Below are 11,203 nucleotides of genomic sequence, written 5' to 3' on the forward strand. Positions count from 1 at the left end.
AATACCAAGCCAGAGGCCCGATCATCGACCGGACCAGCTACAAAGCCACCCTGACCATCGACATCCTCGCCCCACCAAAGATCTTGACAGCGACGACAAAAACTTAACTACACGGCCTTGGGACTAGCTCTGCCAGGTCTCGCGGTAGCGGGCGGCCTTGGCGGCTTCCTCGTCGGCGTACCGCCTGCGGCGCACGGCCGTGGCATGGCCTGCTGGAAACCCGTGCTGCGCGACTCGGGCATCGACGTTGTCCTGGGCGAACGCCAGAATGATGCGCAGCGCCACCAGGAACCCGAGCAACGTCGATCCGAGGGCCAGCGGCCACGAACCACCGAAGATCACCAGCCCGGCGAGCAGCGCGCCGAGGATCGGGGCGAGCTGCATGAGCCCCCGCCCGAACGCGCGGACCAGCCAGGTCGGGCAGGTGGCGACGTGCAGCACCCAGTCCCGGTACCGGTCGGGGAGCCGGCCACCGTAGACGAAGTAGAGCCACCGAAATGGGCCCGGGCGCTTGGCGGCCATAGGCGCATCGTAGTTATCCACAGGCGGCCCGCGCCCCCTGCCCTCGCGGCGCCAGGCCGGACTCATGGCAGGTCGAAGCGCCAGCGGAGGTTGAGGGAGCCGCCCCAGTCGACGGAGCCGCGGGCTTCCTGGGGTTGCCACTTCAGGTCCAGGTCGCCCTGGATGAAGATGTCGACGTTGCGCAGCGGGCGGACGCCGAATTCGGCCTCGTTGTCCAAGCCCAGTTCGAATCCGTGGTCGCGGGACCAGTCGAGGGTCAGGCGGGTCGTCTCGGTCAGGAACCAGTTGCGCCACAACGGGATTTCGCGGTTGAACAGTTGGACGCTCCCATTGCCCGCCAGCGGTCCCGCACCCGATCCCAGGGTGAGTCTGGCGCCGGGATGCGTGGCGAGGTCGAAGGTGTCGAAGTCCTGCAGCATCCGTTCGATCGTGGTGTCGTCCCAGTGCAGTTCCAGCTGCACCGGGATCCGCAGGTCGATCGGCGTGCCGGCCGCGGTGGGGGCTGCGGTGGTGCCCTCCAACGCTTCCCACGTGGCGTCGTCGACGATGCCGGTTTCGGGGAGGCCTTCGCGTTGTTGGAAGAATCGGACTGAGCCCTCGGTCAGCGGGCCGAACAGTCCGTCCACCGGGCTCAGCCGCACCGTGCCCGCCGACGCTTCCGCTTCGAGCTTCGAGGCGAGGAGTTGCTGCAGGTACTCGACCCAGGCGGTCTCGCCGCTGTCGCGGGCGAGTTCGGGGTTGCCCACGGCGCGAAAGCTAGGCGATCGCGGGACCCTCGGCCCCGTAGACGATGGCCGGGTCGACGCCCTCGACGCCGCTGGGCACGGGTTCGCCCTCCAGCCAGGCGACCCAGTCGCCGTCGAGGTCGACGGTGCTCGCGGGGGCCACCTCGTGGTCGAACTCGACTCCGGTGATCTCGCTGTCCATGCCGACCATGGTGTCGGCGCGGGGTCACCTGCCGACAGGTCCGCACGGGCAGACGGAAGGGCGGTCAGTCCCGGACGTGTCGGGTGACCGAAAGCAGGTCGAGCGGGTCGAGTGACGCCGGGTCGGGTTCGACGGCGTCGGTGAGGGTTTTGGTGATGAGTTCGCCGTCGAGGGCGGCGCCGATCATGACCAGCCGGGTGCCGTGGGGCTCGGGTTCGCGCCGGAGGTCGATGTAGCCGCCGACGGTCTGCAGCGCGTACTGCTCGCCGCCGAAGTGGGCGTAGCCCTTCATCCGGTACAGGCCGGACGGGCGGTCGGTGAGGAAGCGGGCGAAGCGGATCGGGTTCATCGGCTGGTCCGATTCGAACGTGACGCTCTCATAGCCCGCGTGCACATGCGGTTCGTGCTCGTTCAGGTCGTCGAAGGACAGTTGGCGTTCGGCCGGGTCCGGGCGGTCCACCGGGTCGAACAAGAGGTGCGGGTCGACGCGGCCGTGGTCGGTCGGGACGACGGGGACACCGGCCGCCAACTCGCGGACCAGGCTCAGCACACGGTTGCCCGCGGCGGGGTCGATGCGGTCCATCTTGTTGAGCAGCAACAGGTCCGCGTAGCGCAGGTGCTTGTCGATCTGCGGGTGTCGCTCGCGGGTGGACTCGAACTCGGCGGCGTCGACCACCTCGACGAGGCCGCCGTAGGCGACGTGCGGGTTGGTGCTGCCGAGGACCAGCTTGACCATCGCGGGCGGCTCGGCCAGGCCGCTGGCCTCGATGACGATCACGTCCACCGGCGCGTCCGGCTTGGCCAGGCGGGCGAGCATGTCGTCGAGGTCGGAGACGTCGATGGCGCAACAGAGGCAGCCGTTGCCGAGGGTGACCATGGAGTCGACTTGGGCGGCCACGGTCATCGCGTCGATGTTGACGCTGCCGAAGTCGTTGACGATCACGCCTATGCGCAAGCCGGTTCGGGCTCGCAGGAGGTGGTTGAGCAGTGTGGTCTTCCCCGATCCGAGAAAGCCCGCGACGACCAGGACCGGGATCAGCTGCACCCGCCCAGAATACCCGCTCGGGCGGCGACACACCGTAAGCGTTCCGTCGCGCAAAGACAGCGGGAATCCGGCTTCGTCAAACGGTTTCGTTCGCCCAAGTGGACGCACGGTGAAGGAAGCTCGGCGATTGTCGTGTTCGTAAGCCATTTTCTCTGTAACACGACGACGGAAGTGCGCACAATTGCGCCACAAGGCCGTTGACATAAGCACGATCCACAGTCCACAGTCGTGCCGTCCCCCTGCTGACACGAGAGGTACCCATGAGACGCCGTACCCTGCTGCTGATCGCCGCGCTTGTCACCGCCGCCGGTCTTGCCATCGCCGCTCCGACCGCTTTCGCGGGCTCCTTCGAGAACACGGTCGATGAGAAGTGCTGCGCCACTCCTAAAGCGGGTTAGCCCATTTCGGGTAATGGCGGTGCTTTCGCGAATGATTTTCCCGGACTGACGATCTAGACAGTCGGTTCCGACCAAGTAAGGCTCCCAGCCCGGATACGATCCCGGACGGGCCAGGGAGAGTGACATGACGGGATCAAGCGCGGCGAGAACCGTTCGCCGTTTTTTCAGCAAGCGCGGACGCGGCCGTGAGTCGGCCAGCTTCGGCGCCGCCGCCTTGGGTGTGCTGTTGCTCGCCGGGGCGGCTCTGGGCAACGGGATCTCCCGCACCGCGGTCGAGGTCTCCGACGGACTGACCTGGCTTCCCGACGAGCAGCGCGGCGAGGTCGTCCAGGTCAATCCCGCCTCCGGCAGGCCGGAGACCCGACTGCAGGTCTCAGGCGCCGACGCGCAGCTGGATATCACGCAGAAGGACGGGATGCTGGTCGTCCTCGACCGGCGGACCGGGCAGATCACCGTGATCGACCTGTCCACGCTGCTCGCCAGTGGCCGCAGGCAGGCCCCGGTGGGCGGGTCGAGCAAGGTGCTCCTCGCCCACGGCAGGCTCTACATCGTCGACCGGGCGGGCGGGTCGGTGGTCAACGCCGACCCGATCACCCTCGCCGACATCGGCACCCCGTGGCTGGCGGGCCGGCCGCTCGCCGACGCCGTCACCGACGAGGACGGCGTGCTCTGGGTCGTCGACCACGGCGGCAACCTGCGCGCGCTGGACTGGTCCGACGAGGACAACCGGTTCGTCGAGAAGTCCAACCGCCCGGTCGCGGGCGCGGGCCCGCGCGCCGCGTTGGTCCCGCACCGCCAGGGTGTCACCGTGCTCGGTCTCGAGGGCGGGGTCGTCCTGCAGGACGGCACCGGCGCCGACGTGACCGCCACGACCGCGCGGCAGGTCGGTGACGTCCTCGCCGCCCAGACCAGCCCGAGCGGTCTGGTTCCCGCATCGATCCCCGAGAACGGGACGGTCGTGCTGGTCTCCGGGGACGAGGTGCTGCGGGTGGACGTAGCGGGCCTGGGCTGCGCGCGGCCCGGCAGGCCCGCGGTCTTCCACGACAAGATCTACGTCCCCTGCAAGGGCACCGGCCGGGTCGTCGTGCTGAACCGCTCCGGCGGGCGCGGCGGCGACGACGTGCGCACCGGCGGCGCGGGCGACCCGCAGCTGGTCTTCGACGACGGCAGGTTGTTCATCAACACCCCCGGAGCCGAGACGGGCGTGATCGTCGACGCCGACGGCAGGACCCGCTCGGTGGTGATCCGCAGCCCCGAGCTGCAGGTCACCAACCCCGACCGCACGCCGCCCCCCTCGCCGCCGAGCCCGCCGAAGCCGAACCCGAACGAGCCGACCCGGACCCGGCCCAACCAGCCGACGACCACGACCACGGTCGAGGCAAGCCCGGTGCCGACGGAAAGCGGTTCACCCGTGCCGACGACGTCGGTCGATCCGCGGGCGGGTGTGCCGGGCGTGCCGCCGGGGGTGACCGTCTCGCTGGTCTCCCGCACGGCCGCCGAGATCACCGTCGCGATCCGCTGGGGCGCCGCGACCGCGGGCGCGTCCCCGGTCTCCGGGTACGAAGTGATGGCGTCCGGCGCCTTCACCGGCGGCTCGAAGTCCGTCCAGGCCACCGGGACGTCGACCCAGCTGACGCTGCCCTGCGCGGGCACTCAGTTCTGTCAGAACGGCAGGCTCGACGTCGGGGTGACCGCGGTCAACCAGGGCGGCCGGGGTGCCGCTGGGTCGACCGTGTGGGCGGTGCCGCCCGCGGCCACGACCAACCCGCCGCAGCCGACCACCACGGTCCCGAACACGCCCGTGCCGACGACCACCACGGTCGCGCCGCCGCCCGTGACCACGACGACCACCCCGCCCCCGCCCCCGCCCCCGCCGCCGTCGCTGCCGACCGCGGGCGCGGTGGTGATCACGGGGGTCTCGGGCACCAGCTACACCAGGCGGTTGACGATGGCGCCGCCCGCCGACTGGGCCAACCACAACGGCACCTGCGAGGTCGTGAACAAGACGTACGACTACTCGGAGCCGGTCGCGTGTTCGGCCACGAGCGCGACGATCACGATCGAAGAGGGCATCAACAGCGTCGTGATCCGCGCGCACGCCGCGGGCGGTGGCGCGTCGGTGGACTCGGCGAGCCGGTCGATCCGGATGATCTCGAGCGAACCCTGCCCCGGCGGGCGGATCTGCCAGCAGCCGAAGGTGGCCAGTGACCAGGGCAGCACCGAGCTGTCCTCCGGGTCGATGACCGGCGCGGGCCTGGGCCTGATCGCGACCGCCGTGCTGCTGCGCGTCGGTGTGCGGCGGCGGGAAGACGAGGACGACCAGCGGTGACGACGATGACCGGCGCGGCGATCGGTGAGCACGAGATCGCCGCGTTCCAGACGCTGCACAAACACGTCGGCGACGCCGTCGAGACCGCGCTGCGCGGCAAGCGCGAGGTGGTCGACCTGGTGCTGGTGGCCATGTTCGCGGGCGGGCACGTGCTGCTCGAAGATGTTCCCGGCACCGGCAAGACGACGCTCGCGCGCGCGGTCGCGGGAGCGCTGGGCGGGCTGTCTCGGCGCGTGCAGTTCACCCCCGACCTGTTGCCGTCGGACGTCACCGGCACCTCGGTCTACGACCCGAAGAGCGGACAGGTCGGGTTCCGGCCGGGCCCGGTGTTCGCGAACGTGGTCCTCGCCGACGAGATCAACCGGGCAGCCGCCAAGACCCAGTCGGCGCTGCTGGAGGTCATGGAGGAGCGCACGGTCACCGTCGACGGTGTCGCGCACGCCGTGCCGGACCCGTTCCTGGTGGTGGCCACGCAGAACCCGATCGACCTCGACGGCACGTACCGGCTGCCGGAGGCGCAGCTCGACCGGTTCATGCTGCGCACCTCGATCGGCTACCCGGACCTCGCGGACGAGCTCGACGTCCTGCGCCCGGGCAGTGGCGCGGGCCGCATCGGCACGGTCCCCACGGTGACCAACCCGCACCAGGTGGCGCAGTCCGCGCGCAGGCTCGCCACGCTGCACGTCGCGGACCCGATCCTGCGCTATATCACCGAGTTGGGCACCGCGACCCGGGCCGATGATCGCCTGCGGCTCGGCGCGAGCACCCGCGGTCTGCGCGCGTTGGTGCGGTGCGCGCAGGTGTACGCGGCGTCGCACGGCAGGCACTTCGCCGTGCCCAGCGACGTGCAGTGGCTGTGCGGGCCGGTGCTCGCCCACCGGCTGGTGCTCACCCGTGAGGCCCAGCTCGCGGGCGCGACGACCGCCGACGTGCTGGCCGAGATCACGGCCAGGGTCGAGGTCCCGCGCCCGACCCCGCAATGACCGCGCGGGGTGTGACGACGCTGGTCGCAGGGGTGCTTCTCGGCGGGCTCGGGCTGTGGTGGCGCTATCCCGGACTCGCCGCGCTGGGTATCGCGCTGACGGTGCTCGCGTTGGCCGGCCTGGCTTCGGTGCTGTTCGCCGCGCCGGTGACGTCGTCGCGCACGGTCCGGCCGCGCACGGTGCAGCGGCTGGGCGTGTGCACGGGAACGCTCGAGATCACCAGTGTGCGCAAACGCTTTCCCGTGCTGCTCGACGGGACCGACGAAGTCGCGGGCGAGCCGGTCCAGGTCGACATCCCGGTCCTCGCGCCGGGAGAGCGGACGGTCGTGGAGTACCGCATACCGACTGATCGCCGCGGCGTCTGGCGGGTCGGCCCGCTGAACCTGCGCCGACGCGGGCTGGCCGGTCTCGCCGAGTCGCGCACGACCGTGGGCGAGGTCGTGGAGGTTCGCGTGGTGCCGCGGGTGCTCCCGGTCCGAGGACTGCCCTCGGGCGCGCGGCGCGGCCAGATCGGCGCCGACGAACGGGTCGAGCGCGGCGGCACGGACTTGGTGGGACTGCGCGAATACGTGCCCGGCGACGACCTCCGCAGGCTGCACTGGGCCACGAGCGCGCGGACCGGGACGCTGATGATCCGCGAGGACGCCGACCCCGCGCGGCCGCACCTCGCCGTCCTGCTCGACGACCGCGCGTCGGGTTACCCGCGGGAGCGGCAGTTCGAGGACGCGGTCGAGGTGGCCGCCTCGCTGCTGACCTCCGCGATCGCCGACGCGCACCCGGTGCGGCTGCTGACCGTGTCGGGGTCGCTGGACATCGAGGCCGCCGACGGCGACTCCGGTTTCGTGCTCGCGGCCCTGGCCGACGCGGCGCTGGTGGACGACGCCGGCGACGCCTCGGTGCCCGCGCGCGATCTCGACGTGGTGGCGGTCGTCTGTGGGGAGTCGGCTGATCTCTCGGCGATGCTGCTGGAAGCGGGCCGCGCGTCCTACGGCGTGGTGCTGACGGTGGCCGACGAGGGCGCGGGCCTGTCCGCGATGGGCAGCGTCCTTGTCGTGCGGGCCGCCGACGCCGAGGGACTGTTGCGGGCCTGGGACACCGGGGTGGCCAAATGACCGGGTTGCGCGCCGGGTGGGCGGCCGTCCTGCTTGCCGTGGCGGCGTTTCCGCTCGCCGCGGGATGGTCCGGTTCGGTTGCCTGGCCGCTGTTCGTGGGTGCCGTGGTCGTCGCGTTCGGTGCGGTGTTGCCGGCGCGAAGGTTGCGCCTGACGACGGGGATGACGCTGGTAAGCGCGGCTGCGGCCGGTCTGGTGGCCGGGTACTTCGTCGCCCGTGGCGCCATCGTGGGCGGGCCGCTGGAGGTGTTGCGCGACAGCGTTGCGCGGCTGCTGACCTCCGCGCGTCCCGCGCCGCCGACACCGGATCTGCTGATGCCGGGTGTGCTGCTGGTGTTCCTGGTCGCCCTCGTCGTGGCGGTTTCCCTTGCGGGGGAACGGCGTTCGATGATCGGGCCGCCGGTGGGCGCCGTCGTGCTCTACACAGCGGGCGCGTTGGTCACCGCGGGCCGGGCGGACGGGCGCGGGTTGGTCGCGGTCGCAGTCGTGGTGCTGGCCGCGTTCGGCTGGGTGGTGGTCGACCGGGTCGAGTCGACCCGCCGGGTCTCTCTCGGGCCGCCCGGCGCGGTGCTCGCCGTGCTTGCGGCGGTCGCGCTGCTCGCGGGTGTGCTGCCGAACCGCGACGCGTTCGAGCCGCGGGAGTTGGTGCGTCCGCCGGTCACCGACCTCGCGGTGTCGAATCCGTTGCCGCGGCTGGCTTCCTGGGCCGCGATGGCCGGCACCGAGCTGCTCCGCATGCGTGGCCCCGAACTGCCGGTGCGGCTCGTCGTGCTGGCGGACTACACGGGCGCGGCGTGGCAGGCGTCGTCGCTGTACGGGCCGATCGGGGCGGTGGCGCCGCCGGACCTGCCCGCTGGCCGTCGGGCGCGGGAGGCCGACGTCGAACTGGTCGTCGGCGCGCTGGACGGGAACTGGCTGCCCACAGTCGGCAGGCCGGTCTCGACCAGCCTCGGTGACGTGCTGGTCGACCCGGACTCCGGCTCGCTGATGCTGCCGCGCGGGATGAGCCCTGGCCTGTCCTACGACGTGCGGGGCGTGGTCGACCGGCCCAACGATGACGACCTGGCCGCCGCCAAGGTGCCCACCGGCGACGCCATCCGCCGCTATCTGGACCTTCCCGGCCTGCCCGCGACGCTCGCGGACTACGCGCGGCAGGCCGTCCTCAACACGAGCACGCCCTACGAGCAGGCGGTGGCGCTCGAACAGGTCGTCCGGCTCGACCGCCACCCTGACGCCGAAGCGCCGGTCGGCTCGTCGTACGCGCGGATCGAGCAGTTCCTGTTCGGCCCGGCGGGTGACGCCGGTGCGGGCAAGGGGACCGCCGAACAGTTCGCCACGGCGTTCGCGGTGCTGGCCAGAGCGGTGGGCCTGCCGACGCGGGTCGTTGTGGGGTTCCAGCCGGTGCCGGAGGGACCGGACGGTTTCCGGGTGATCCGCGGTGTCGACGCCACCGCGTGGCCGGAGGTGTATTTCGCCGACTGGGGCTGGGTGCCGTTCGACCCGGTGTCGGGCACCGACAGCGGCCCGAGCGCGGCGTCGAAGCGCGAGGTGCTGAACCGGCTCGCCTCGACCACGGCCCAGCCGACGGTCCCAGCGAAGGCCGGGCCGCCGCTGGTGATCCCGTCGGAGCAGCCCAAACCCGATGCGGCGCAAGCGAAGCCGCGGCCGCGGTACTGGCTGCTGCTGGTGCCCGCGCTTCCGTTGGCGGCTCTGCTGATCCTCGCTTTCCTGCGGGCCGCCCGGCGTTCACGGCTGCGCCGCGCGGGAGCCCTTGGGGCGTGGGCGTCCGTGCTCGATGTGCTGCTGCTGGCCGGACGCCCGCCCGCCCGGCACCTCACCGCGCCCGACATCGCCGCGCTGGTCCCGGATCCGGCGCCCGCGCTGCGCCTGGCTGCCTTGGCCGACCGGGCCGCGTTCGCCCCGGACCCGGCGGGCCCGGACGACTCGTGGCGGCTGGCCCGGCAGGTTCGCGCGGACATTCGGCGGGTCGTGCCACGGTATCGGCGGATCTTCTGGGCAGTCGATCCCCGTCCGCTTCGGCGCCGCTAGTTCCGGACAGCGCACACTCGGCTGGAGGAGCCCTTCTTGGTGGTGGGGTCGTCCAAACCGACAGCGACGAGTTGGAAGCAGTACTGCTTGGCCTTCGGATCGAGGTCCGGAACCACGAAGCTCGTCTCGCCTGCGTCCACTCCGGACACGAACCTGGGCTTGCCCGCGAGATCGGTGACGTCGTAGAGCACGAAGTGGGCCCGGCCGCCGGTGGGATCGGTCCAGTGCACCTCGACCGTGCTTCCGTTGTCCACCAAGCGGTTCAGGACGGGAGCCGTCTTCGGGTCGCCGCCTTGGGCGATGGGTGCTGCCGACGTGGTGGTGGTGGTCGTCGTGGTGGGCAGCGCCGTGCTGGTGCTGGTGTTCGTCGAGGTCGCCGGAGGTGCGGCGGCCGGGGTGTCGCCGCGGTTGGCGAGGACCCCGATCCCGACTCCCGCGATGACGGCGAGCAGCCCCGCGACGGCGAATGTCCAGCGGCGGCGAACCGGTGGTGCGTCGGGACTCGGGGTGCGGTCGGTGGCGTCGACATCGACGAGATCCCAGTCGTGCGGGGGTGCCGATAAGGGCGGAGGGACAACCGGGGGCAGGAGTGCGGCCGGCCCGAAGTCCGGGGCAGGCGGTTGCGGTGTGTGCCGGACCGTCAGGTCGGCGAGCCTTCCGGTCATCGTCCCGCGCGCCTCCTCCACGACAGACGCGGGTTTCGGCTCCGGTTCCGGCTCGGGCACCGGTGTCGGGAGCGGTCCGAAATCGGCGGAGTGGGTCAGCGGCACACTTTGCGTGCGCTCCATCGGCGACACGGCCGTCGCCCCGGCATCCGCGGAGCCCAAACCGTCCACAGTGGAGGGAGTGGCGGTCGGACCCCACTTGCGCACCTCGGTTCCGACCTCCGCGAGCGCGTCGCGCAGCGCGGCGGCGTCGGCGAACCGGTCCGCGCGGTCCTTGCTCAGGCAGCGCCGGATCACCGACACCAGCTCGGCGGGCACATCCGGGCGGGTCAGCGCCCTCGGCTCAGCCGACCGGACGCGACCCAGGTAGGTCAGCACCGTGTCCTCGTCGGGGTTGTCCGACGCGAACGGCGGCACGCCCTCCAACAGGGTGAACAGGGTCGAGCCCAGTGACCACAGGTCGTCGGCCGCGGCCGGGGCCACGCCCTCGATCATCTGCGGCGCCGCGTGCCGGTAGCTGACCAGCTCCAGCGACGCCGAGTGTCCCGCGTCCGCGCCGCGGGCGATCCCGAAGTCCGCCAGGACGTACGACGTCGGCAGCACCAGCACGTTCTGCGGCTTGACGTCGCGGTGCAGGAAACCCTGGGCGTGGGCGAAGGAGAGCGCGTCGGCGACGGCGATGCCCGCCGCGACGACCTCGGTGACCGGCAGCGGGCCGCGCGCCTGGAGCCGGTCGTGCAGTGAACCCAGGTCGTGGAACTCCATGACGATGCAGGGCTGCCCATCCGCGACCGTGCCGGTGTCGAGCACCGTCACGATGTGCGGATGCTGGCGCCCCAGCCGGACGGTGATCTCCAGTTCCCGCCGAAAGCGGGCCAGTGTCGCCGGGTCTTGCACCTGCAGGACCTTCACCGCGACATCGCGGCCAAGCCCGTCCTGTCGAGCCCGGTAGACCGTGCCTTCGCCGCCTTGGGCGACCAGCCGGAAGTCGCTGTAGCCGGGCAGCCCGAGCTCCGGCCGCGGGGGCGTTCTCGGTGCCCACGCCAGCAGTTCGTCGTCCACCCGGCCGCCTTCTCGTCGCGGTGCCGCCGGTCGCGGCACGCCACGCGGCATCGTATCGGCGATGGTCCGGGCCGGAGAGTGCCGAGGCCGGACAACTCGCCCGGCCTCGGCA

General features: G+C 71.7%; 10 protein-coding genes. 5 read left to right on the forward strand and 5 right to left on the reverse strand.

Annotated elements, in window-relative coordinates:
• Nucleotides 1-123: 123 nt before the first annotated feature.
• From ACRDSQ_RS08905 to ACRDSQ_RS08920, 4 genes are all read right to left on the reverse strand, one after another.
• A complete protein-coding gene (locus tag ACRDSQ_RS08905; RefSeq protein WP_431420350.1) occupies nucleotides 124-522 on the reverse strand; it encodes a DUF5313 family protein in 399 nt (132 codons plus the stop codon).
• Between the two features lie 62 nt (nucleotides 523-584).
• On the reverse strand, nucleotides 585-1,268 hold the full coding sequence (locus ACRDSQ_RS08910; protein WP_431420352.1) for a peptidoglycan-binding domain-containing protein: 684 nt from the start codon (nucleotides 1,266-1,268) through the stop codon (nucleotides 585-587).
• Nucleotides 1,269-1,278: 10 nt separating this feature from the next.
• A complete protein-coding gene (locus ACRDSQ_RS08915) occupies nucleotides 1,279-1,449 on the reverse strand; it encodes a hypothetical protein (protein ID WP_431420354.1) in 171 nt (56 codons plus the stop codon).
• Between the two features lie 64 nt (nucleotides 1,450-1,513).
• Nucleotides 1,514-2,494, reverse strand: a complete 981-nt coding sequence (locus tag ACRDSQ_RS08920; RefSeq protein ID WP_431420356.1) for a CobW family GTP-binding protein — start codon at nucleotides 2,492-2,494, stop codon at nucleotides 1,514-1,516.
• A 260-nt stretch (nucleotides 2,495-2,754) separates the two neighbouring features.
• Between ACRDSQ_RS08920 and ACRDSQ_RS08925 the strand changes: the two genes are divergently transcribed.
• From ACRDSQ_RS08925 to ACRDSQ_RS08945, 5 genes are all read left to right on the forward strand, one after another.
• On the forward strand, nucleotides 2,755-2,892 hold the full coding sequence (locus ACRDSQ_RS08925; RefSeq protein WP_431420358.1) for a hypothetical protein: 138 nt from the start codon (nucleotides 2,755-2,757) through the stop codon (nucleotides 2,890-2,892).
• Between the two features lie 124 nt (nucleotides 2,893-3,016).
• Nucleotides 3,017-5,221: a hypothetical protein gene (locus tag ACRDSQ_RS08930; RefSeq protein WP_431420360.1), complete on the forward strand. Its 2,205-nt coding sequence runs from the start codon at nucleotides 3,017-3,019 to the stop codon at nucleotides 5,219-5,221.
• Nucleotides 5,222-5,226: 5 nt separating this feature from the next.
• The gene (locus ACRDSQ_RS08935) at nucleotides 5,227-6,204 is read left to right on the forward strand and encodes an AAA family ATPase (RefSeq protein WP_431420369.1); all 978 of its coding nucleotides are present in this window, start codon (nucleotides 5,227-5,229) and stop codon (nucleotides 6,202-6,204) included.
• A gap of 11 nt (nucleotides 6,205-6,215) precedes the next feature.
• On the forward strand, nucleotides 6,216-7,316 hold the full coding sequence (locus ACRDSQ_RS08940; protein ID WP_431420362.1) for a DUF58 domain-containing protein: 1,101 nt from the start codon (nucleotides 6,216-6,218) through the stop codon (nucleotides 7,314-7,316).
• Nucleotides 7,313-9,364 (forward strand): DUF3488 and transglutaminase-like domain-containing protein, encoded by a 2,052-nt coding sequence (locus ACRDSQ_RS08945; RefSeq protein ID WP_431420364.1) that lies wholly within the window; start codon nucleotides 7,313-7,315, stop codon nucleotides 9,362-9,364. The genes ACRDSQ_RS08940 and ACRDSQ_RS08945 overlap by 4 nt, the downstream gene beginning before the upstream one ends.
• Here ACRDSQ_RS08945 and ACRDSQ_RS08950 read toward each other — a convergent pair.
• On the reverse strand, nucleotides 9,361-11,091 hold the full coding sequence (locus tag ACRDSQ_RS08950) for a protein kinase domain-containing protein (protein ID WP_431420367.1): 1,731 nt from the start codon (nucleotides 11,089-11,091) through the stop codon (nucleotides 9,361-9,363). The genes ACRDSQ_RS08945 and ACRDSQ_RS08950 overlap by 4 nt on opposite strands.
• Between the last annotated feature and the right edge of the window lie 112 nt (nucleotides 11,092-11,203).

Origin of the sequence: Actinokineospora sp. (genome assembly GCF_050699995.1) — a bacterium.
In the GTDB taxonomy this organism is placed as follows: Bacteria; Actinomycetota; Actinomycetes; order Mycobacteriales; family Pseudonocardiaceae; genus Actinokineospora.

Coding starts and splice junctions, on each gene's coding strand:
- ACRDSQ_RS08925 (WP_431420358.1), top strand. CDS start 2,755: ATGAGACGCCGTACCCTGCTGCTGATCGCCGCGCTTGTCACCGCCGCC.
- ACRDSQ_RS08915 (WP_431420354.1), bottom strand. CDS start 1,449: ATGGACAGCGAGATCACCGGAGTCGAGTTCGACCACGAGGTGGCCCCC.
- ACRDSQ_RS08935 (WP_431420369.1), top strand. CDS start 5,227: ATGACCGGCGCGGCGATCGGTGAGCACGAGATCGCCGCGTTCCAGACG.
- ACRDSQ_RS08905 (WP_431420350.1), bottom strand. CDS start 522: ATGGCCGCCAAGCGCCCGGGCCCATTTCGGTGGCTCTACTTCGTCTAC.
- ACRDSQ_RS08930 (WP_431420360.1), top strand. CDS start 3,017: ATGACGGGATCAAGCGCGGCGAGAACCGTTCGCCGTTTTTTCAGCAAG.
- ACRDSQ_RS08945 (WP_431420364.1), top strand. CDS start 7,313: ATGACCGGGTTGCGCGCCGGGTGGGCGGCCGTCCTGCTTGCCGTGGCG.